This window comes from Prevotella dentasini JCM 15908 (assembly GCF_000614065.1).
GTDB lineage: Bacteria > Bacteroidota > Bacteroidia > Bacteroidales > Bacteroidaceae > Prevotella > Prevotella dentasini.
In genome coordinates this window covers 24,812-46,779 of record NZ_BAKG01000016.1, presented here as the reverse complement: position 1 = coordinate 46,779, position 21,968 = coordinate 24,812, and the positions used below count along the sequence as shown (strand labels likewise).

The 21,968-nt window shown below is 53.0% G+C and carries 15 protein-coding genes, 5 pseudogenes and 1 riboswitch; of the genes and pseudogenes, 9 read left to right on the top strand and 11 right to left on the bottom strand.

Annotated features, from left to right (window positions below; all coding sequences use genetic code 11):
- Nucleotides 1-88 precede the first annotated feature (88 nt).
- The 9 genes and pseudogenes from ispF to JCM15908_RS08865 all read right to left on the bottom strand — a co-directional run bounded on the left by ispF (nucleotide 89) and on the right by JCM15908_RS08865 (nucleotide 10,871).
- A pseudogene (gene ispF / locus JCM15908_RS13330) lies at nucleotides 89-591 on the bottom strand (2-C-methyl-D-erythritol 2,4-cyclodiphosphate synthase).
- A 199-nt stretch (nucleotides 592-790) separates the two neighbouring features.
- Nucleotides 791-1,957, bottom strand: coding sequence for a type IX secretion system outer membrane channel protein PorV (gene porV, locus JCM15908_RS08905; RefSeq protein ID WP_025003078.1), 1,167 nt, complete (start codon nucleotides 1,955-1,957; stop codon nucleotides 791-793).
- Between the two features lie 190 nt (nucleotides 1,958-2,147).
- Nucleotides 2,148-5,697 (bottom strand): annotated as a pseudogene (gene porU / locus JCM15908_RS13325) (type IX secretion system sortase PorU).
- A gap of 50 nt (nucleotides 5,698-5,747) precedes the next feature.
- Nucleotides 5,748-6,364: pseudogene (locus JCM15908_RS13320) on the bottom strand (fumarylacetoacetate hydrolase family protein).
- Nucleotides 6,365-6,512: 148 nt separating this feature from the next.
- Nucleotides 6,513-7,511, bottom strand: coding sequence for a translation elongation factor Ts (gene tsf / locus JCM15908_RS08890; protein WP_025003077.1), 999 nt, complete (start codon nucleotides 7,509-7,511; stop codon nucleotides 6,513-6,515).
- Nucleotides 7,512-7,622: 111 nt separating this feature from the next.
- Nucleotides 7,623-8,438 (bottom strand): 30S ribosomal protein S2, encoded by an 816-nt coding sequence (rpsB, locus tag JCM15908_RS08885; protein ID WP_025003076.1) that lies wholly within the window; start codon nucleotides 8,436-8,438, stop codon nucleotides 7,623-7,625.
- A 336-nt stretch (nucleotides 8,439-8,774) separates the two neighbouring features.
- Nucleotides 8,775-9,161 carry a 30S ribosomal protein S9 gene (rpsI, locus tag JCM15908_RS08880; protein ID WP_025003075.1) on the bottom strand — a complete coding sequence of 129 codons (387 nt, stop codon included), beginning with the start codon at nucleotides 9,159-9,161 and terminating at the stop codon, nucleotides 8,775-8,777.
- Between the two features lie 12 nt (nucleotides 9,162-9,173).
- A complete protein-coding gene (gene rplM, locus JCM15908_RS08875) occupies nucleotides 9,174-9,638 on the bottom strand; it encodes a 50S ribosomal protein L13 (RefSeq protein ID WP_025003074.1) in 465 nt (154 codons plus the stop codon).
- A 759-nt stretch (nucleotides 9,639-10,397) separates the two neighbouring features.
- A complete protein-coding gene (locus tag JCM15908_RS08865; RefSeq protein WP_025003072.1) occupies nucleotides 10,398-10,871 on the bottom strand; it encodes a hypothetical protein in 474 nt (157 codons plus the stop codon).
- 125 nt (nucleotides 10,872-10,996) lie between these two features.
- Nucleotides 10,997-11,096, top strand: a riboswitch (TPP riboswitch).
- A 68-nt stretch (nucleotides 11,097-11,164) separates the two neighbouring features.
- Here JCM15908_RS08865 and thiD point away from each other — a divergent pair.
- The 9 genes and pseudogenes from thiD to JCM15908_RS08820 all read left to right on the top strand — a co-directional run bounded on the left by thiD (nucleotide 11,165) and on the right by JCM15908_RS08820 (nucleotide 19,809).
- Nucleotides 11,165-11,980 carry a bifunctional hydroxymethylpyrimidine kinase/phosphomethylpyrimidine kinase gene (gene thiD / locus JCM15908_RS08860; protein WP_025003071.1) on the top strand — a complete coding sequence of 272 codons (816 nt, stop codon included), beginning with the start codon at nucleotides 11,165-11,167 and terminating at the stop codon, nucleotides 11,978-11,980.
- The gene (locus tag JCM15908_RS08855) at nucleotides 11,977-12,594 is read left to right on the top strand and encodes a thiamine phosphate synthase (RefSeq protein WP_025003070.1); all 618 of its coding nucleotides are present in this window, start codon (nucleotides 11,977-11,979) and stop codon (nucleotides 12,592-12,594) included. Before thiD ends, JCM15908_RS08855 begins: the two co-directional genes overlap by 4 nt.
- Before the next feature lie 89 nt (nucleotides 12,595-12,683).
- Nucleotides 12,684-14,270 (top strand): phosphomethylpyrimidine synthase ThiC, encoded by a 1,587-nt coding sequence (gene thiC / locus JCM15908_RS08850; RefSeq protein ID WP_025003069.1) that lies wholly within the window; start codon nucleotides 12,684-12,686, stop codon nucleotides 14,268-14,270.
- Nucleotides 14,271-14,457: 187 nt separating this feature from the next.
- The gene (locus tag JCM15908_RS08845) at nucleotides 14,458-15,231 is read left to right on the top strand and encodes a sulfide-dependent adenosine diphosphate thiazole synthase (protein WP_025003068.1); all 774 of its coding nucleotides are present in this window, start codon (nucleotides 14,458-14,460) and stop codon (nucleotides 15,229-15,231) included.
- 212 nt (nucleotides 15,232-15,443) lie between these two features.
- Nucleotides 15,444-16,037: a thiamine phosphate synthase gene (locus JCM15908_RS08840; protein WP_025003067.1), complete on the top strand. Its 594-nt coding sequence runs from the start codon at nucleotides 15,444-15,446 to the stop codon at nucleotides 16,035-16,037.
- A gap of 115 nt (nucleotides 16,038-16,152) precedes the next feature.
- Nucleotides 16,153-16,985, top strand: a pseudogene (locus JCM15908_RS13315) (LicD family protein).
- A 62-nt stretch (nucleotides 16,986-17,047) separates the two neighbouring features.
- Nucleotides 17,048-17,767 carry an IspD/TarI family cytidylyltransferase gene (locus JCM15908_RS08830; protein ID WP_025003066.1) on the top strand — a complete coding sequence of 240 codons (720 nt, stop codon included), beginning with the start codon at nucleotides 17,048-17,050 and terminating at the stop codon, nucleotides 17,765-17,767.
- A 98-nt stretch (nucleotides 17,768-17,865) separates the two neighbouring features.
- A pseudogene (locus JCM15908_RS13310) lies at nucleotides 17,866-18,905 on the top strand (NAD-dependent epimerase/dehydratase family protein).
- A gap of 4 nt (nucleotides 18,906-18,909) precedes the next feature.
- Nucleotides 18,910-19,809, top strand: a complete 900-nt coding sequence (locus JCM15908_RS08820; protein ID WP_025003065.1) for a hypothetical protein — start codon at nucleotides 18,910-18,912, stop codon at nucleotides 19,807-19,809.
- 63 nt (nucleotides 19,810-19,872) lie between these two features.
- Here the strand turns inward: JCM15908_RS08820 and JCM15908_RS14675 are convergent, their stop codons facing one another.
- Together JCM15908_RS14675 and JCM15908_RS08815 are read right to left on the bottom strand one after the other, a co-directional pair.
- Nucleotides 19,873-20,121, bottom strand: coding sequence for a hypothetical protein (locus JCM15908_RS14675; RefSeq protein ID WP_148295563.1), 249 nt, complete (start codon nucleotides 20,119-20,121; stop codon nucleotides 19,873-19,875).
- 260 nt (nucleotides 20,122-20,381) lie between these two features.
- Complete coding sequence (locus tag JCM15908_RS08815; RefSeq protein WP_025003064.1) at nucleotides 20,382-21,890, bottom strand: BspA family leucine-rich repeat surface protein; 1,509 nt, start codon at nucleotides 21,888-21,890, stop codon at nucleotides 20,382-20,384.
- Between the last annotated feature and the right edge of the window lie 78 nt (nucleotides 21,891-21,968).

Sequence of the window (21,968 nt, the reverse complement as noted above, 5' to 3'; positions counted from 1 at the left end):
CTGACAAAACGGAAAAGACGCTTTCGCCCAACAGCAAGACAACTATCTGTTACTCAATCAATTATCAGTAAGTCTATTCGCGACTTTCTTACTTGGCTATCAGGCAGACCGCATACGCAGCCATGCCTTCCTCACGTCCCACAAAACCCATTTTCTCAGAGGTGGTAGCTTGATGGAGATGGCGTCCTCGCCGCAGCCAATGACCTCGGCAAGACATTTCTGCATGGCAGGGATATGGGGATTTATCTTCGGACGCTCTGCACAGATGGTGGCATCAATATTTCCGACGCGGTAGCCCTTAGCGGCAATCAGCTCAACGGTCTTGCGAAGGATTATCTTCGAGTCCATATCAAGGGTGGCATCCGACGTGTCGGGAAAGTGATAGCCGATGTCGCGCATGTTGGCAGCACCGAGAAGTGCGTCGCAGATGGCGTGAATGAGTACGTCGGCATCGCTGTGCCCAAGCAATCCAAGGGCATGGTCAATTCTGATTCCACCCAAGAAGAGGGCGCGACCTTCCACGAGCCTGTGGACATCGTAGCCCATTCCGACGCGGAAAGAGGGAACAACAGATAATTGAGAGTTTTGCATAATATGTTGAATAGAGCCTCCCCACGCCCCCAAAAGGAGGGAACGCAAGAAAGGACAGGTGATTTCCATAAGTCGGGCAGGGACTCCCCAAGCCCCTCCGAAAGAAAGAATGTGAGAAAGGAATTACCCTTTCCGTCAGGAAACAGCCTGCAATGGCAATCCTTCTCCCTCCCTTACAGAGAGGGGAAGGGGCGAAACCTTATCTTCTGTGAAACAAGTCCTTTATGCCGTCCATATCGAACGAAAGGGAGACACGCAGCGTCTGGTCGAGCGGATTGCTCTTGGCGGTGGCAATAACGTAGCCTGCATCGAGCGAGAAAACACTCATTTTGAAGCCTGCACCAACCGTGAAATACTTTCGGTTGCCCTTATTCTCGCTCTCGTGGTGATAGCCTGCACGCAGCGAGAAACGGTCGTTGTAGCTGTACTCGGCTCCCACGCTCCACTGAACCTCCTGCAACTCTTCGGAAAATCCGTTCGGTGCATCGTTGAAACTTTTGAAGATACCCGAGATAGACGACACTCCGTAATACTCCTTGTTAAGTCTTTCGGTATAGTCCGATGCCGACTCGCCTTCATTCTGCACAGGCACTGAAGGAACAAGGAGCTTGTTGGCATCTGCCGAGATCGTAAAACGGTTGAACTCGTCGACGGGAATCATCACCGAAGCTCCCAGCCTCATGTTGGTAGGAATAAACTCCGAACGGTTGTCTCCGCCAAAAGTAATCTTCGAACCTATGTTGGAGACATTCAGACCCAAGCCCAACTGGCACTCGCGGTCGCCCATGTTGAAGTAGTTCTGATAGTAACAGGAGATGTCGGCAGCAAAGGCCGACCCGGGAGAGGTGTCCTGCGTGTAGTCGTAGGTAAGGTCTGAATAAATCCAGCGGACGGCGGCACCAAGCGAGAAATGCTCGCTCAGCATCAGAGAGTAGGCAACATCGACTGACATCTCGTAAGGACTGATGGTCATGCTGCCGTCGTCGTCGAGCTGAACCTCACCCAAGGAGAAGTAGCGGAGCGAACCCGAGACGGCACTGTAGTCGCCGATGCGGTAGTAGCCCGCCAGATAGGCAAGGTCCATGTCGCTGACCAGCTGACGAAGCCAAGGCGTATAGTTGAGCGCAACGCCGGCACGGGAGATGGTGAACGGGTATTTTGCAGGATTCCAGTACTGCGAATTAACATCGGGGTCGGTAGCCGCGCCCACGTCGCCCATACCTGCGGCACGGGCATCAGGGGCAATGGTCTGTGAGGTTACGGAGTTCTTGATAGGGTTGAACATGTCTTTCTTGCTCTGTCCCCACACGGTGGCAGTGGCAGAAAGGAGGAGAGACAGCCCTATGAGCCTGTATGATTTATTCATGCTTCTATGATTACCATATCTCAATGCAGCAATAGGCATGCGCACGTTGATATTCATTATTTTGTTTCTTCACTATCGGAATACGCACAGCAATATTCCCTTATACCGCTTCTTCGCCATGGAAACATTCCATCTGCCATTTCACGATTTCATTCTTTCATTTTTCCAATATTCAAACGCCTCTACTGCGTCAATTATTGTTCAGGATGACGAGTTTCTTCGCCTTCGATTCCTTCATCGCACCATCGCACCCGAGCCTTACACGGTAGAGATAGACACCCGTCTTAAGGGCGGCACCGCCGTTGGAGACAAGATTCCATTCTACGGTATAGGTGTTGCCCGAAGACACTCCGGTCTCCTTATGCTGCCAGAGAATACGCCCGGATGTGTCGAAAACCTGAACCTCAACGTCTACATTCGACCCGATGTAGTCGTGGGCTACGATGAACGTCGTATTCGTCGTGGCAGGATTGTTCGTGCAGCTGATGCTCTCGATATTGGGGGCAAGCCCCTTTACCACCTTGAAAGTGAGGGTGGCCTCAGACGGATTGTTGAGAATGTCCCATACGCGGAACTTCAGCTGATGGACGCCCTCGGAGAGTTCGGGGATGGAGTAGTGGGTGCTGCCCTTGGTATAGCTGCCGAAATCGAAAGCGAAATTATCGTTCAGGGTGTATGTCTTAGCCATGTCGCCGTCGATGATAAGCTGCATGTCGTGCCCGATACCGTTACCTGATGCGTTGATACCGTCTTTGTCGCTCACTTCTGCCACGAAATACGGTGTGGTATTGACGCTGCCTCCGTTGACGAATGAGGGGCTATTGAGATAGCAGTAGACAGACGGGCCGATGGAATCGGTACTTACCTGCTCCGAGCCATTGATATAGAAACCTTCCTCGTCACCGTTGGCCATCAGCGTGTGCGCCTCATTGACGGCATAGATGTTGATAAGCCCCGTGCCGTCGGCATAGTTCAGGTCGCGCGGAACAGCAAAGATGAAAGAGAAACGCCCGTCCCTGACACTGCCGGAGCCGTTGTAGAGCACCTTCTGCCGGTCGTAGAACTGGAAGGCAGAAGCCGAGGTCTCCTCCTGTTTCTTGCAGGTTATCAGTTCGCGGGTATCGCGCACGGTAGCGGTCATCCTGCCTTGGAAATCAGACTGCAGCTCTCCCTCCCTGACAATGTGGCCCACCACTTTGGCAACGGCACCTCCTTTAAGCGTTATCTTCTGTGCGCCGCCTACGGGAATACCGTCAATAGAGTCGATGACAGCCTTTAGCCGTGGCAAGTTCAACGACAGAGCAGGGTCGCCAAGAAGGGCATATTGCAGCTTGTTCCGGGTCTGGTCGCTGCGCGAGTCTATCATCTCGCATTTTGCCAACCGCTGTGCCTCGCCGATAGTGGTAGCTTTCCGTCTGTAAAACTGAGAACATGGCGGAGAAATGCCGTATTAATGGCCTTGTTGTAGTTGGCATATACGGTTCGGGTTGTACCCCAAAAAGCCACCGAGCCGCCTTTTTTGTTAAGCATGCTCTCCTCGCCGATGGTGGCAATCGTGCCGTCGTAGGGCATGATGTCGCACGAGGCGGTAATCCATAGGGGAAGATTGTCGTTCGTAAAGTTCGTAAAGTCGTTCTGGCGGAGCACTGACTCGTGTGAGATTTGGATTTCCGAACCATGTCCGGCATAGTCCATGATGAGTGCTCCCTGTGCCTGCTGCTGCTTGATGAGCCTCGACACGTCCGGGTAAGCGTTACCTGTAGCAGACGTAACACGCGTATAGGCATCCCACATTACCTTTTTGACCTGATAGCCGGGATACTGCGACATGATGGTCTCGGCAGTCTGATTGACGTCGCGCATGTGAAGGTTGTTGTTACCATCGTCGCCCATGAACATTATGACGTTTTCCCAACTTCCGGCATTGGCGTTCTCAGCATACGATATGGTCTTGTCTACCATTGTCTGGGCATCGCTGACGTTGCTTACTGCAAAGCGTCCCACACCAAGGTCTTCCCTGTCGCGCGACAAGAGGTCGCCTCCCTCGCCATCGTCCATCAGGGTCAGCCATCCATCGTTGACATAGCAGTCGGTCAGGCTGAACGAGTTCTCGCTCTCGTACGCCAAAAGGTAATTGTCGGGGTCAAGCTGACTGCAATCGGCAGTAAGCATGCGGTTATCCCAGACGCAGTCGCCGAAGAGCAGAAGCGACTTGGGCAGCTGGCTATCGTCCTCTGCACGGTCGTACATCATCTTGAGATAGCGGCGATAGGCCATCGCGTCGGGAGTACCGCTGGAGTATTCGTTATATAGCTCGTCGGCAGGCACGACTCTGACCGTGACGCCATCGTGCTGCTGGTGGAACTCAGCCAGCCGCTGAGCCTGTGGCAATAGTTTCTGATTGGTAGGGATAATGATGACCATATCGACATTTTTGTCAGAGTGATGGTCCTGATTGGTTATATTGTACACGAACTCGGGCGTGGCAAACGAACCTGCTGACAGATTGGGCATAGGCCGTGGACTATCGTAGGCAATGGAAATATAGTCCAAACGGGCCGGCCCGCCTCCCGAAACAATGATGGAGATGGTATCTGTGGCCTGCAAATTGCGTACGGTATAGACACGTTCAAGTTCATATCCCTTGTCGAACATGTCTCCGGGCTTCACCGTTGCAGTACCAAGGACAGAGTCGTTGAGGGCAATAGAGACAGAAGAGGAATATATGCCCGTAGTTATCCCTACCGAGAGTTTCCCGTTTTTTGTCTTCGCTGCGTTCGGAAGCACATACTTGTAGGTCTTTCCAGCATACAGCGGAGTCTTGTCGAAAAGGTTTCTGCCACCTGCGAACCATGCGTAATTGTCAACCTCATACAGCGAATGATAATCGTCAGCCTTCGGGTAATTCTCGTTGAGGAAAGCAACAGAGTCTACCGTCAGCGGCTCCGCATCGCTTTCGGTCAGGAAATAATACCCATATTGCGAATAGGGATTGCGCGTCCGGCGCGTCGCATCCTTGCTTTCCCAGCTGACAGGGCCGCGTCCGTAGAACAGCCGCTTCCCGTCCACCGTGCAGGTAGGCACTTCGGGCAGGTCGTCGAACTTCCGCAGATAGTCGTCAACAAGAGTCTCGTTCTGCAAATTTCCTCCATAGCCATACACCTTCACCTTATCGGGATGGCTGAATCCTGCCTGCCGTATAAGGGCAGGGGTCAACTGATAGATGCCGTTGGCCGGTACACGAATCTTTGCCCATTTGCCGGAGGCAAAACCGAGTGTCCGGCATAACGGGACGACTTAGCCGGGGCGTGCTGCATGGCTTTGCGGACTGACCGGGAAACAGGCCGGGAGGTCAGGGCTATCATGAAACTGACAAGAAACTGCTTCTTTCCCCCACGCTCCACAATGGGAACAAGCGAAAATTCCAGTGTTCCCTTCTTTCTGGCGATGGTAATCTGCTGATGAATTTCGGGTAAGGCTGCAGGCACTTCCGCCGTGATGGCATTGTAGAGAGCCTCGTCATCCTTACTCATATCAATGAACTCGGGATAGCGAATCTCCAAGTCATAGACCGAATCGGCATAATTCTCGCCCAAAGGAATGGCATACGAGAACTGAGGCAGCACAGAGTCGATAGCGACATCCTCCACCGTGAGGTTGAAGAAACGCTGAGCCTGCGCACTTGCCGTAAGGCAAGCAAGCCACGAAAGGATACCTATTATTGTTCGCTGGATATTCATTTGCATCTTTATATCGGGGATTTGGGGTGAATAAAAAGAGGACAAGAGAACTATTTGCAGTTAAATTCAAGCACCTTGCGTTCCTCCAAGTAACCTTCGAGATGGTCGTCTATCTGCACGGGGCCGCAGCCCGTGGGACAGCCAGTATAGAGAATGTCGCCCGTCTTCAGCGTAAAGAACTGGCTGACATAGCTGATTATCTCGTCAATCCTGAAGAGCATGTCTGCCGTACAGCCTTCCTGAACGGTCCGCCCGTTAATATCAAGGTGGAAACGAAGCCGCTGAAGGTCAAGAAACTTCTCCTTCGGCACCCACTCACCGATAACTGCCGAACCGTCGAAGCCCTTGCAGAGCTCCCATGGCTGTCCTTTCGCCTTGAGCTTCTGCTGCAATTCGCGCGCGGTAAAGTCAATTCCGACCGTAACGGCATCGTAATAGCGGTGGGCAAACCGCTCGGGAATGGTCTTGCCAAGACGGCTAATACGCACCACGACTTCCGTTTCATATTCTATACGTCCCAAATGGTCGGGGATGAAGAAAGGCTTTCTGTCCTTCAGAAGGGCGGAATCCGCTTCGTAAATATTACGGGCGTCTCTGGTTTATCTAACGCTCCATGCAGCGATTTATTGTGTTCGGCATAGTTCATGCCGACGGCAAATATCTTCATAATGATAGTTGGATTTTTGATATTGGGCCATTTTCCTTGTCAGGGTTATGAGGCCGGCATAACAACGGCCTGAATAAAAAAGGAGCTACAGGAGCCTGAATAGGCCATCCTGCAACTCCTGTTTATCTTTCTTGAAAAAGAAGCGCGGTTACTCGGCAGCGAGCGTGAACCGACGATAATCAACCACCTTCAGTTCCTTGTCCTGCTGCTTCAGCCATTCAGCCACATTTACCTTGTCGCCTTCGCTGAACTGGAATTCCTGCTCTACAAGACAATTGTCCTTGAAGAACTTGTTCAGACGCCCCTTGGCGATGTTCTGAATCATGGCCTCGTTCAGATTGGCAGCCTTCTCAGCACTTACGGTCTTCTTAATCTCAATAGCCTTGTCTGCCTCCTCGCGGGTCAGCCAGCCCTTGTTAATGTTAGACTCGATGTGATCGTCGCTGTCTACGAGATTGGCATTGATGCCTGCCTTCTTGATAGCGGCAACAACAGCCTTCTCTACCTGCTCCTCCTTGGTCTTCTGCACAGCCACGTTGAACTCCTCGTCCTTTACAGACTGCGGTACAGAAGCCTCGTCAAGAGCTACCGGCTTCATGGCAGCAACCTGCATGGCAACCTTGTGACCTGCCTCCTCGTTGTTCTTGTTCAGCAGAACCATAGTAGCGAGGGTGTGCTTGCCCATGTGGTCGTAAACGGAAACATTCTCACCTTCGAGGAAATTGTAGCCATCGAGTTCCATCTTCTCGCCAGTGATACCCGAACGGTGCTGAACAGCCGTTGCAGCATCGTCTCCATTAGCGAGCTTCAGAGCCTTCACCTCGTCGAGAGACTTAGCCTTTGCTGCTACAGCAGCGTCGAGAATGTCCTGAACGAGGGCTATGAAGTCCTGTCCATTGGCAACGAAGTCGGTCTCGCACTTAACGGCTACCATGGCAGCAAAGCCGTCAACAGCCTTTACAAGTACACAACCATTGGATGTCTCGCGGTCGGAACGCTTTGCAGCAATAGCCAAACCACGCTCGCGGAGCAACTCCTTAGCCTTGTCGAAATCGCCTTCAGCCTCGGTGAGAGCCTTCTTTACATCTGCCAAGCCTGCACCAGTCATAGTGCGGAGCTTCTTGATATCTTCAATAGATACAGCCATTTTATTTCTTTTGCTTTAGATTATAGTTATAAATAATGTGGGCGTTGACGGGTGCTGATGGAAGTCGCGAAACTCCCATGAGCACTCACCAATGCCCATTGATAGTATTGCTTATTCAGCAGCCGGAGCAGCTTCCTCTGCAGGAGCAGCCTCTTCTACCTTGCGAGCAGCGCGTCTTGGCTTTGCCTCAGCAGCTTCTTCGGCCTGCTCGGCAGATGCCTTCTCGTCTGCCTTCTCTGCCTTGCGCTCTTCCAGACCCTCTGCGATAGCAGCGCAGCAAGCGGTCAGGATAACCTCAACCGAATCCTTTGCGTCGTCGTTAGCTGGAATTACATAATCGATATTCCTTGGGTCGGAGTTGGTATCAACGATACCGAACACAGGAATACCCAGACGGTTGGCCTCCTTAACGGCAATGTGCTCCTTCATTACGTCTACTACGAAGAGTGCAGACGGCAGACGGGTCAAGTCGGCAATAGAGCCAAGGTTCTTCTCGAGCTTGGCACGCTGACGTGAAATCTGGAGAAGCTCACGCTTGGAGAGGTTAGAGAAAGTTCCGTCGCTCATCAGCTTGTCAATGTTCGTCATTTTCTTCACAGCCTTACGGATGGTTGGGAAGTTGGTCAGCATACCGCCGGCCCAACGCTCGTTTACGTATGGCATGTTCACAGCTGAAGCCTTCTCGGCAACAACTTCCTTAGATTGTTTTTTAGTAGCGACGAACAGAATCTTCTTACCGCTCTTGGCGATGCCCTTGAGAACCTCGGCAGCCTCGTCAATCTTGGCTACGGTCTTGTGAAGATCGATGATGTGGATACCGTTGCGTTCCATATAGATATATGGCTTCATAGCCGGATTCCACTTGCGATGGAGGTGGCCAAAGTGGCATCCTGCCTCCAGTAATTGGTCAAAACTTGTTCTTGACATTGTTGTTTCGTTTTGTTTGTTTACTTTCTTTTTAATTCTTTCTTGGCGAATGAGCTTCGCCGAGCTTTTGTTAGAATCAACCGACGGGTAGTCCCCCGATAAAAGGAATCGCGCCAGTTTAGATACTAAACGATTCGGACTTGTGAGTTACGGGCTTAGAACGGGAAGCCGTATTGATGGGCAGCTGTGCTTTATGAATCAAGAGCCTTGTGTGCAGGAATTCCGAATTATGAATAAACTCAACATTCCTGACAGAGAAAGCTCATCATTCTCCAACAACCATTCCCAATAGAGGGAAATCCAACATTCGAGATTCGCAACTCGACAATCCAAATATTAACGCTTGCTGAACTGGAAGTGAGCACGTGCCTTTGGCTGACCCGGCTTCTTACGCTCGACAGCACGGCTGTCGCGTGTCAGGAATCCGTGGCTCTTCAGGTTCTTCTTGTCCTCAGCGTTCACCTTGACGAGTGCACGGGCGATGGCAAGGCGGAGAGCCTGGCTCTGACCTGTGAAACCGCCACCGTCGAGGTTAGCCTTAATATCGTACTGACCTTCGACACCGAGCAACTGCAGGGGCTGCTTTACAACGTACTGCAGGATAGCCGATGGGAAGAACTCAGTTAAGTCTTTCTTATTGATTGTGATCTTGCCGGTACCTTCTGAAAGATAAACGCGAGCAACTGCGCTCTTGCGGCGACCGATTGTATTGATTACTTCCATCTTACACCTATATTATTTATACTGGTTAATATCAATTGCCTTCGGCTTCTGAGCCTCAAGTCCGTTGAGTTCCGCACCCTCGATGACGTGCAGGTTGTGCAACAAAGAGCGACCGAGCGGGCCTTTGGGCAACATACCCTTGACAGCGTGGCGGAGCATCTTGTCGATACCGTTATGAGCCTTGCGGAGCTGTTCCGGGGTATTGAAACGCTGACCACCCGGATAACCAGTATAGCGAGTGTAAACCTTATCGGTCTCCTTCTTGCCGGAGAACACAACCTTAGCTGCGTTGATAATGATTACGTTGTCTCCACAGTCTACGTGCGGAGTGAAGTTTGGCTTGTACTTTCCGCGGAGCAGCTTCGCAACCTTAGAGCAGAGACGGCCTACTACCTGATCGGTAGCGTCTACAACGACCCACTCCTTCTTAGCTGTTTCCCTGTTGGCGGAAATAGTCTTGTAACTTAAAGTGTCCATTCTAAAAAATTAATAATTTTACTACTAAAAAACGTTTTCTTTTGTTGCCCGTGAGATTCACTAACCGTACAGCTCGGCCAAAAGCTGACACTATTAACACGCACGTGCCGGAGGCTCTAAGTCAACCTCCATTTAATAATCGGTCTGCAAAAGTACACATTTTAATTAGAGTAGCAGCACCGCGGGCATGCCACGACTTTCCTTTTATGAAAGTTTAACAAGTTCATCGTCGCAAAATCTCCATTCCGACCTACAACTACTGAAAAGACAGACTCCTCGTATAGAATACAACAAACACCACATTGCCTCCAGACGCATGCCCGACTGCGGCCGGAACCTCGTCTTTTCTACGGTTTCAACGCTACACGGAAACAGAGAGAAACACATTTCACGGATAGCCATCCCCTATCCTCTCAAGAAACAGATACGGAAAGCCAGCTACCCGAAGGTGTATATCCATGATTATCGCAAAACTGAAGCCGGACAGGCCGCAATCTGCCTTCCGTTGACGAAAACGGCACTTTGACCTTGCCAAACGGGCACTTTCACAGGACGAAAGTACCGTTCTCGCATGGTGAAAGTGCCACTTTCGCACCCTCATTCACAAATCACTTTATATCAGCCTATTACGAACGACAGACTAAAAGCAGCAAGAAGCCCGCAGAAATAGCCTTTCCTCTTCGCGCTTCAACAGCTCAAAGCCACCCTTCCCATGCGATTACCGCGACCTCTGCACTTTCTTGTTCCTTAGAAATTCATCTATTGCCCGACGCTATTCAGGCTTTCAAAACCATCGTCGTAGACGGTGCCGAGATACAAAGTATGCCTGAAAGGGCCATGAATTTCTTCTATACTGAACGTCCCGGTATTGGTAACGAAACCCGGATGCTCAATAACCTGAAGGTCGCCATCGCTGTAAATCATCACCTCTTCCGAAGGATTGACAAGACAGACCAAGGACTGAAACAAAAGAAGAAGCGGAACTAAACATATCACGGCAGTCATCAGACAACCCGAAAGCGCATTGCCGTCGTCGCCTTTCCATCGCCTCCACGCATAGAGACCACCCAAAACGACAATACACCACGGCAGTGTCCAAAAGATGAACCAGCCCACTCTCGCCCTTGCCTCCCATCCGTTGAGCAGTGCGAAAACGATATAGGCGGCCTCGGCGAGGAGCAGAGACAACAGCAGACGGACTATTGCTTTTCTTGTTTTCGGGATGGCTGTCATGCTCTTTCTGAAGTCTGTTTCTGCAAACAAAATGATAAATACCAAGAAAAGAACTATTTTTCCCGATGATTATTGCGCGTTCTATATTTCTTTTATTACCTTTGCGGACAGATAAACCTCGGATTCGTCCGAGCATGGGGTGCCGTTCCGTTGAACGTGCTGAGATGATACCCGTATAACCTGATGCAGGTAATGCTGCCGTAGGAAGTGCGAATATGGAAGATTTGCGTTTATCCGTTCATTCACCATTGGAATGTGCATCCCGTGTCCTTACTTTATTTCAAGCGGATGCCATGTATTATGTCAAGACTTTAACGGTTGCCGGCTCCGACAGTTGCGGAGGGGCAGGCATACAGGCCGACATCAAGACCATGTCGGCACTGGGCTGCTATGCGGCTTCGGTGGTAACTGCGGTAACCGCCCAGAACACGACGGGCGTAACGGCCATACAGCAGATGACGCCCGAAATGGTACGGGCACAGCTGCGCGCCGTGCTCGACGACCTCCGTCCGCAGGCGGTCAAGGTGGGGATGCTGGGCGACAGGGCGACGGTGCAGGCCGTTGCCACTGAGCTTGCAGGATATTCTGCCGTGCCGCTCATCGCAGACCCCGTCATGGTATCCACGTCAGGCAGCAGACTGATGGAGCCGGATGCCGTAGAGGAATTCTGCAAACGGCTGCTGCCGATGGCAACTCTGCTCACACCGAACATTCCTGAAGCCGAAGTGCTGTCGGGGATGTCCATCCAATCGGAAGGCGACATGGACAGGGCAGCACGACGGATTATGGACCGGGGATGCAAGGCCCTGTTAATAAAAGGCGGACATACGGACGGAGCGGAGAAGGCCGACCGCCTCTACTTCGCAGACGGAAGGCACAAGGCTTTCCGCGGAAAGACCATCGAGACACGCAACACGCACGGCACGGGCTGCACGCTCTCGTCTGCCATTGCAGCCTATATGGCACGGGGAGAGAAGCTGCCGGAAGCCGTACGCCGTGCCAAGGAATATGTAAGCAACGCGCTGGCAGCCGGTGCCGGCGTGGAGACGGGCGGCGGACACGGCCCGGTAAATCATTTCTTCCTGCCCGAAAAACTCATCATACAATGAACAACATACAATATATCACACACAGCAACGACCGCTTCGACCATATAGAGGGAGCCGAACTCGCGCTGAAGGGCGGCTGCCGGTGGGTGCAGCTGCGCATGAAGGATGCTACGGACGAGGATTTCCTCGCGGCCGGGCGCAGGGTACGAGAGCTTTGCAGTGCGTTCGGGGCGACATTCGTACTCGACGACCGCGTGCATCTGGTAAAGGAACTACAGGCCGACGGCGTGCATCTCGGCAGACTTGACATGCCCGTAGACGAGGCCCGGAAGTATCTTGGCGACGGCAAAATCATCATAGGCGGAACAGCCAACACCTTCGACGACATACTAAAGCTCGCCCGCCAAGGTGCCGACTATATCGGCTGCGGCCCGTTCCGCTATACAGCGACCAAGAAGAGGCTGGCCCCGATACTCGGCCTTGAAGGCTATTCGCGGCTCACCGGGCAGATGAAGGCCCACGGCCTGCACGTCCCCATCCTTGCCATCGGGGGAATCCTGCGCGAGGATGTTCCCGCCATCATGGCAACGGGTGTCAGCGGCATCGCTGTCAGCGGAGCAGTGCTGAACGCAGACGACCCGGCAAGGGAAATGGAGCGGTTCATCAACACATAAATATTTATCCGCCTGATGAAAGGGCGTGCAGGGAGATGGCAAAACGCCTCCCCGGCGGAACGACTTCCAAAAGGCAAAACTATCATAACATGAAGAGAACAGACATAAGGATTTCCTACCCCTCATCGGAGAAAATCTACATGAAGGGCGAAATCTATCCCGACCTGAGGGTGGGAATGAGACGAATCAGCCTGACGCCGACCGTAACGATGGAAGACGGCAGGAGAGTGGAGAGGGAGAACGACCCCGTCATCGTCTACGATACGAGCGGACCCTACAGCGACCCGAACGTGGAGACAGACCTCGAACGGGGGCTGCCCAAGCTGCGGCAGCCGTGGATTGACCGCAGACGGGGCACACAGATGGAGTGCGCCAAACGGGGCATCATCACTGAAGAAATGGAGTATGTGGCCATCCGCGAGAACATGAACTGCCGCGAGCTGGGCATCCCGTCGCACATTACGCCCGAGTTCGTCCGTCAGGAGGTGGCGGCTGGCCGGGCCGTCATCCCGGCCAACATCCGCCACCCCGAGAGCGAGCCGATGATTATCGGCACGCGGTTCGCCGTGAAGATAAACACCAATATCGGCAACTCGCACGCCCATTCAAGCATTGAGGAGGAAGTGGAGAAAGCGGTGTGGAGCTGCAAATGGGGCGGCGACACGCTCATGGACCTCTCGACGGGAAGCAACATCCACGAGACGCGCGAGTGGATACTCCGCAACTGCCCCGTGCCCGTGGGGACGGTGCCGATGTATGAGGCGTTCGAGAAGGTCGGCGGACGGGCGGAAGACCTGACGTGGGAGATATTCCGCGACACGCTCATAGAGCAGTGCGAGCAGGGGGTGGACTACTTCACCATCCACTGCGGCATCCGCCTGAAGAACGTGCCACTTGCCAACGGCCGTCTGACAGGCATGGTGAGCCGCGGCGGCAGCATCATCTCCAAGTGGTGTCAGGTGCATCAGGAGGAGAGCTTCCTCTACAGCCACTTCGACGACATCTGCGACATCTGCGCCCGGTACGATGTGGCCATATCCTTGGGCGACGGACTCCGGCCCGGCTCCACCTACGATGCCAACGACGCGGCCCAGTTTGCCGAGCTTGACACGATGGGCGAACTCGTCGAACGTGCATGGGCGAAGAACGTGCAGGCGTTCATCGAGGGACCGGGGCACGTCCCGATGCACAAGATTCGCGAGAACATGGACCGCCAGATAGAGAAGTGCCACGGTGCACCATTCTATACGCTCGGGCCGCTCGTTACCGACATTGCCCCTGCCTACGACCACATCACGAGTGCCATCGGTGCGGCGATGATCAGCTGGTACGGAACGGCAATGATATGCTACGTAACGCCGAAGGAGCATCTCGCCCTGCCCGACAAGGACGACGTGCGCACGGGCGTCATCACCTACAAGATTGCCGCCCATGCCGCCGACCTTGCCAAGGGGCATCCCGGTGCAACCGTGCGCGACAATGCCCTGAGCCGGGCGCGCTACGACTTCCGGTGGAAAGACCAGTTCGACCTCGCCCTCGACCCCGAGAAGGCTCTTGAATACTGGAAGACCTCCAACGAGGTGGGCGGAAAGTACTGCACCATGTGCGGCCCGAACTTCTGCGCCATGAGGATTAGCCAAGAACTAAGCTCAGGATGTCCCACCGAAAAGGCATAAAGAGTCCCATCTGCAGGCGTATTTCATACCCAACCCGCTGGGTATGAAAGCACTCTTCAGTTGGATACTAACTATTTAATTTCAAGCTATTTGCGAAATACGAAAAACAACGCCCCAGCCCCTTTTCCATTCTTTGGGAGCAGCTCAATCCCCAAGGGGCAGAAAGGCATTTATCACATCAAGCATCATGATAGAAAAACAAGTATCAAGAGGTATCATCCGTACCTATTTCGACAAGCTCGACAAGTGTCTCGAACTCGACGTAGCCATCGTCGGCGGAGGCCCGTCGGGCATCGTGGCAGCCTACTACATGGCGAAAGCCGGACTGCGCGTGGCTCTCTTCGACCGCAAGCTCTCACCCGGCGGAGGCATGTGGGGTGGCGCAATGATGTTCAACCAACTCGTCATTCAGCAGGAAGCACTCGGCATCATTCAGGACTTCGGCATCAACTACGAGCCTTACGAGGACGGACTCTTTACCGCCGACTCCGTAGAGAGCACTTCCGCGCTTCTCTACCATGCCGTGCATGCAGGTGCGACCATCTTCAACTGCTATTCAGTAGAGGACGTGGTCTTCAAGGACAATGTCGTCAGCGGCGTGGTCGTAAACTGGACCCCCGTGCTCCGCGAGGGACTGCACGTCGACCCGCTCAACATCATGGCCCGATTCGTCGTTGACGGCACGGGGCACGACAGCGAGATGTGCCGCGTCGTAGCCAGCAAAAACGGCATCCGGCTCAGCACCGACACGGGCGACGTCATTGGCGAACGCTCGCTCGACGTAGCCGAAGGCGAGCGTCAGGTAGTCGAAGCCACGAAGGAAATCTATCCCGGCCTCTACGTCTGTGGCATGGCATCCTCCGCCGTCGGCGGCACACCACGCATGGGGCCTATCTTCGGAGGCATGCTCCTCTCGGGAAAGAAAGTGGCGGAGATGATTATTGAGAGAGTTGGCAAGTAGACGAGTTGCATGCAGGGACAGACGCACTCTTCTGTCCCTGCTCTTTCATACATTGCCTGTAGGAGACACGCCCTGCCTGTCCGTCTTCACTCACTTCGGACAAACGAGGACATCTCTCCCTACAGATACCCTGCACCCTAAAAGAGTATTATCCAAACTCCCTTAACTCCTTTAACTCCTTTATTCCCTTAACTCCCCTGACTCCAAGAGCCATGCTCCTCATCGCTATCACCTCTCCCGACTTCTTCCCCGAAGAAACCATGATTATCCCCAAGCTGTTGGACTGGGGCATCAGCCGCATCCACCTCCGCAAGCCCACCGCCTCATATCAGGACTGCGCCCGACTGCTGTCTGCCCTGCCCTCCGAGTGCTACAGCCGCATCGTTGTCCACGACCACTTCGGCCTTGCCCACACCTTTCCTCTGCACGGCATCCATCTCAACCGCCGCAACCCCGTCGCCCCTCAAGGCTTTACAGGCTCCGTTTCCTGCTCCTGCCATTCCCTGAACGAAGCAGAACAAGCCAAAAGCCGCTGCAACTACGTCTTTCTCAGTCCTGTCTTCGACAGCGTATCAAAGTCCGGCTATCGCTCCGCCTTTACCCCAGACACACTCACCGCAGCAGCCTGCCGCGGAATCATTGACAGCAAAGTCGTCGCCCTCGGAGGCGTGTCTGCCGACCGTCTGCCAACCCTCAAGTCTCTCGGATTTGGTGGTGCCGCCCTGCTCGGCGATATATGGAACCGTATCCACGACGCCAACTTTGAACAATATGTCCGCAGCTTGTCCGCCGCCGCAAGCGAGTGAAGCCGTTCATCGCAGATTTACCTACCCTCCTGTCCGCACAGCCATCATTTCACACCTTTTCCTTTTGTATATCCGTTATTTAATGCTATTTTTGCAACCACTAAGCAATTAAAGTATGATAGAGACTTTCAATACGGGCGAGACGCAGGAGACCCTCCGGCAGGAGTACAACCCCGACGGGTCGGTACTCCGACGGGCACAGCTGCGGATGCTCGACATGGCCATCTATTTGCAGGAGACCGCCCGGGAAATAGGCGTCCCCTGCCGGCTCGACGGGGGCAACGTGCTCGGTGCTTTGCGCCACGGAGGCTTCATCCCATGGGACGACGACGTAGACATGGTCGTCAGCCAAAAGGATTTCAAAAAACTCTGCGACTATCTCAAGTCCCACCCTCATCCGCAATATGTCCTGCAAGACAACGATACCGACCCCGGATTCTACAAGGAATGGGCCGTGCTGCGCGACCTGAAGAGCGAGAACCGAAGCCACGACAGCGAGAGCAGTGCCGACCGAAGGATGCACGAGGCACAAAAATACCGTGGCCTTCACGTTGACATCTTCCCCTACGAGGGAAACATGATACCTTGGCTGCAACATCTGGCAGCCAAGCTCTCGGTGAACGTCAACCTGCGGCTGGCCGGCCGGCATCCCCGTCTGGCGCAGTGGGGGTACGACATCCTGCACTATGCCGTCTTTCCCTCGTTCCGCCTCGTCGGAAAACTCTTCGGCAGTCCCGGACGATACATGCACTCATACGGGGCATGGTTCTACGAACAGAACCCCAAGCGGTGCATGGTGCCTCACAAGGACATCGTCTTCGAGGCTACACCTTCGAAGGTCCTGCCGACCCCGACGAGATATGCCGCATCGCCTATGGCAACTATATGAACCTGCCGCCACGCGACAAGAGGGACAGGCACAAGGTGGACGTAGTGTTCTTGGATTAATCCATTATTCAAAACCCTTCATTCAAACAAACTTCTCACTCAACACTCCTAATTCAAAGCTCATGAACATCGCCGTCATTTTCGCAGGAGGCTCAGGACTCCGCATGCACACCAAGTCGAGACCTAAGCAGTTTCTCGACCTCAACGGGAAACCCATCATCATCTATACCCTCGAACTCTTCGACAACCATCCGGACATCGATGCCATCGTTGTAGCGTGCATAGAGGCTTGGATTTCCTTCTTGGAGAAACAGCTGCGGAAGTTTGAAATCAACAAGGTCGTGAAGATTGTCCCCGGGGGCAGCACGGGGCAGGAGTCCATCTACAACGGTCTCTGTGCTGCCGAGAGCATTGCCGACGGCCGTGAAGCAAACGTGCTGATACACGACGGCGTGCGTCCGCTCATCACCGAGGAGACCATCACCGACAACATACGAAAGGTGGAGGAACAGGGCAGCTGCATCACCTGCATCCCTGCAACGGAAACGTTCGTCGTCAAACAACCCGACGGCTCTCTGGAGATTCCCTCCCGTGCCGACTCCCTCATTGCCCGTGCACCTCAGAGCTTCCGATTGTCCGACATCCTCACCGCCCACCGCCGTGCCATTTCCGAAGGACGGAACGACTTTATCGACTCCTGTACGATGATGAGCCACTATGGCTACCGGCTCGGTACGATTATCGGACCGATGGAGAACATCAAAATCACCACGCCTACCGACTTCTTCGTTCTGCGTGCCATGGTGAAAGTCCATGAAGACCAACAGATATTCGGATTGTAGAAGGCATATTGACAATAAGACAGCAAGCCCTACGAAGCCGACTGACTCTGCACCCAAACGGAGAAGCAAGATAAGAAAGCTACAAGGCAACCAAATCAATGGAGAACAACATATCAGAAAGAGACGTCGCCGAATTTGCCGAGAGCTTCCCCTTGAGCGAAGCATTAAGAGGCAAATCCATAGCCATAACAGGGGCAACGGGCCTTTTGGGAGCGTGTATGGTGCGCTGCCTATTGGCATTAAACAAGTATCGGGAGCTTCATCTCCGCGTGCTTGCCGTGATAAGAAACAGAGAGAAGGCCGTAGAGATACTGGGCAACGAATGTAAAGAACTGGGATTCTACTGCCACGACTTCGCCCGGAATGAGGCTTTCGCCCCCGATGAAAGGATAGACTATCTGCTGCACTTTGCCGCGCCCACCGCCTCAAGGTCCTTTGTAGACCAACCCGTGGAGGTGATGAACACGGTCTACGACGGCATGCGCAATATCCTAAGCTATGCACGCGGACACAGACTGAAATCAATCGTACTGGCCTCCACCCTCGAAGTCTACGGAACGATAACCGACGACAGCCGCCCACTCACCGAATCCGACCAAGGCTATCTTGACCCGATGGCTGCCCGAAGCAGCTATCCGCTCGCCAAGCGGGCTGCCGAAGGACTCTGCACAACTATGCCGCAGAGTATGGCGTACCCGTCAAGGTGGCACGACTCGCCCAAACCTTCGGTGCCGGTGTGTCGAAAACCGATAACCGCGTCTTCGCCCAGTTCGCCCGAAGCATCGTCAACGGCACAGACATCATCCTGCACACCACAGGCGAGCTATCCCGATGCTACTGCTATACGACGGATGCCATTTCGGCCATGCTCTATATTCTCATGAAAGGCGAGGACGGAGAAGCCTACAACGTGGCCAACGAGACGACCTACATATCCATCCGCAAGATGGCACAATATCTGTCGGAAACGTTCAACCCTGCGGTAAGGGTCGTCGTCGACTTGCAGGACGGTCTCGGCTATTCGCCCACCACCAAGCTCCGCCTCGATACAGACCGCATCCGTTCGTTAGGATGGGAACCACGATACGGAATGAAGGAAATGTTTGCCCGCCTGATAGCCTCACTGAAAGAAGAGTAAGCCCATGCCTATACTAAAAAGAATCACGGACAGCATCTTCCACGTCTACGAACGACGCAACCTTACGCCTTGGGAGCACCGTCCCGACACGACGCTTCCCATCTACGGGGTCTACCATGCCATGCTCGACACGGGATGGGAACGTCTCGTAGGCAGACAAATAGACAACCTGAAGAAGAGTGGTCTGCTCGATGCTACGTCTACTTTCTATATCAGTTGCATTGCCTCCAACTTGCAGGATGTAGAGCGGCTTCGCTCAATGATTGACAGCGACAAGACCGAAATCGTCTCCTGCCTCACCGACCCCAAACGCTACGAATATCCGGCTTTGGAGTTCATCAAAAGCCTGAGCGAGCGCGAAGACTGTATCGTCTATTATTTCCACACGAAAGGCATCTCCTACCAGTCGCTCGACAGCTCCGACCAAAGTTTCCTTTCCTTCCGCAGGAAAATAGAAGCGTGGAGAGAAATGCTCGAATACTTTATCTTCGACAAGTGGCAGGTGGCAGTCAATGCTCTCACCAACGGCTACGACACCTACGGCTGCTACCGCTGGCCACCCCGAAACTACACGATGTATTCGGGCAGCTTCTGGTGGGCGCGCTCAGAACATATCCGTCAGCTGCCCGATTTCCGTCCCCCGGTCATCGCCACCAACCGTTTCTACTCTGAAACATGGCTCTTTGAGCGCAAGCACCGGCAGTTCTCTGCTTTCGACAGCATTGCCGACCTCTATTTTGTCCGTATTCCCCGTTCAGTTTATACCGACGGCACACCCTGCCTGCGGGATAAAATCGGCTTCTCTCTCATGTACAACCTGAGGAAGATAGAGAAGCATATCTTCCATTATAACTACAAGCAGAGATGCCAAAAGAAGTTTCAGAAACTGAAACAAAGCATTTAGAGAAACTCCTGCCGGAAGAACTTGCCGCCACTCCGTCAGAAAGCCATCGCCAAGGGCTGATTCTTACGACTTCTCGCACTGCCAGTCGCTCACCGTGCCTGTCTCGAAACTGAAGGTGCAGCCAATGCGGTAGACGGAACGGTTGAGCTGTACTCGAAGATGCAGAGGTACTTCGGGGTCTCTGTTACGAAATCGGTACGGCCCTGATTCGTCTGCTTCTCGTGGTAGATTTACTTCAATCAGGAAAACGAAAGTGCCGTTCTCGCAAAGTGAAACGGGCTTGTTCGCATAGTCAAAGTGCCCGTTTCGCAAAGTGAAACGGGCACTTTCGTTTTACGGACATTACAGGGCGGTGAAGATATTCCCAATCTATCCCTGTCAGCCTACGCCTTATCTTGAAGTTGTCCCGGCTCAATCAGCCCGTCCGACCAACATCAAACCATCTCCTACGTGTAAGGCCAGAGGCTCCAACCCTATCCGCTGCCGCCGTCATATTTCGGACGGACAAGGCTTCTGCCGCTGCTTCTTGCGTTCAGGAGCAATCTTTCGGCGTACCCCCAAGACGCACCATTCTACCTCTTGGCAACCTTTCGTCCGTCTATGACATACACGCCGGCCGGCAGAAGGTCGAGCGACGTACCGAGACGCACACCGTTCAGGCCGTAGACCGCCTTGGCCTTGTCAGACCTCAATGCGGTAGCAGACGAAACACCTGTTACCTTCTTCTTTGTAAAGTATCCAGTTTCAGGATTGGCCATCCTTGCGTCAACCCAGTTCTTATCGTAAGCCACTGCGCCCACAAGCTTCGTGCAATTCTCAAACATCCGCTCTGAATTTCCGCACACCCACGAGTCGTTGCAGAAGATGGTCGTCAGGGAAAAACAATCAGAGAACATGCGAGACATCGCGGATACAATATGAGTATTGAAGTTCAAGACGTCAAGCGAAGTTAAAGAGGAGCATCCGGAGAACATGTAGCTCATGTCAATTACATTCAGAGTGCTGAAACCTGACACGTCAAGCGAGGTCAGTGATGAACAGCCCGAGAACATATAGGACATCGTGAATACATTCTGAGTGTAGAAGCCCGACACATCAAGCGAGGTCAGGCCCTTACAGGAATGGAACATATACGTCATACTAACAACTTTCGCCGTATTGAAGTTTGAGACATCAAGAGAGGTCAAAGCAAAACAGCCAAAGAACATACCATTCATATCGGTTACTTCAGACGTATTGAAACTGGAGACATCAAGAGAGGTCAGGCTTTCACATCCCCTGAACATATAGACCATGGTGGTTACTTTCCCGGTAGCGAAGTTAGAAAGGTCAAGAGACGCCAAGGAAGAGCAGCCCGAGAACATCTGTCCCATATCGGTTACTTCAGACGTATTGAAGTTTGAGACATTAAGCGAAGTCAGGCCATTACAACCTAAGAACATACTGTTCATATCGGTTACCTTCTCCGTGTTGAAGTTTGAGACATCAAGAGAAGTCAAGGAAAAACAGCCCAAGAACATACTACTCATATCGGTTACTTCAGACGTGTTGAAATTGGAGGCATTAAGCGACGTCAGGCCTTTGCAACCTGAAAACATACTGTTCATATCGGTTACTTTCTTCGTGTTGAAGTTTGAGACATCAAGAGAAGTCAAGGAAAAACAGCCCAAGAACATACTACTCATATCGGTTACTTCAGACGTGTTGAGGTTTTCCATGCCTATAATTTGCTTCAGTTCCTTGCACCTGAAAAACCACGAACGGGTGCTTGTGGGGCGGAAGGCCTTTAAGGATGCGTCAAACACGGCAGTGGTAACGGTTTTGTTCTCTCGGACAAAAGTCCCCGTCCAAGCCGGATAGAGATTTTTGTATTCATCTTTCTGCGTGTCGCTGATGCCCCACACGGTGCCCTTTCTGCTCGCACGCTGCGCGTCATAGTAGAAAGTGAGGGTTGTCAGGTCTTCACTACACACTACGTAGGCTTCCTTGCTCTGTGCCTCCGCCTGTTGCGGAAAAGCAAGCAGGGCAACGAACAGCGCAATAGCCGCTGCTGCCATGTTCTTAAGTAAATGCGTTTTCATAAGAAAGGTGCCTCTCTGTTGAATCCCCATTACTATTCTTCGGTCAGCCAACGCTATTCGGGGACAACGCCTTGTAAG

Coding starts and splice junctions, on each gene's coding strand:
- porV (WP_025003078.1), bottom strand. CDS start 1,957: ATGAATAAATCATACAGGCTCATAGGGCTGTCTCTCCTCCTTTCTGCC.
- tsf (WP_025003077.1), bottom strand. CDS start 7,511: ATGGCTGTATCTATTGAAGATATCAAGAAGCTCCGCACTATGACTGGT.
- rpsB (WP_025003076.1), bottom strand. CDS start 8,438: ATGTCAAGAACAAGTTTTGACCAATTACTGGAGGCAGGATGCCACTTT.
- rpsI (WP_025003075.1), bottom strand. CDS start 9,161: ATGGAAGTAATCAATACAATCGGTCGCCGCAAGAGCGCAGTTGCTCGC.
- rplM (WP_025003074.1), bottom strand. CDS start 9,638: ATGGACACTTTAAGTTACAAGACTATTTCCGCCAACAGGGAAACAGCT.
- JCM15908_RS08865 (WP_025003072.1), bottom strand. CDS start 10,871: ATGACAGCCATCCCGAAAACAAGAAAAGCAATAGTCCGTCTGCTGTTG.
- thiD (WP_025003071.1), top strand. CDS start 11,165: ATGTATTATGTCAAGACTTTAACGGTTGCCGGCTCCGACAGTTGCGGA.
- JCM15908_RS08855 (WP_025003070.1), top strand. CDS start 11,977: ATGAACAACATACAATATATCACACACAGCAACGACCGCTTCGACCAT.
- thiC (WP_025003069.1), top strand. CDS start 12,684: ATGAAGAGAACAGACATAAGGATTTCCTACCCCTCATCGGAGAAAATC.
- JCM15908_RS08845 (WP_025003068.1), top strand. CDS start 14,458: ATGATAGAAAAACAAGTATCAAGAGGTATCATCCGTACCTATTTCGAC.
- JCM15908_RS08840 (WP_025003067.1), top strand. CDS start 15,444: ATGCTCCTCATCGCTATCACCTCTCCCGACTTCTTCCCCGAAGAAACC.
- JCM15908_RS08830 (WP_025003066.1), top strand. CDS start 17,048: ATGAACATCGCCGTCATTTTCGCAGGAGGCTCAGGACTCCGCATGCAC.
- JCM15908_RS08820 (WP_025003065.1), top strand. CDS start 18,910: ATGCCTATACTAAAAAGAATCACGGACAGCATCTTCCACGTCTACGAA.
- JCM15908_RS08815 (WP_025003064.1), bottom strand. CDS start 21,890: ATGAAAACGCATTTACTTAAGAACATGGCAGCAGCGGCTATTGCGCTG.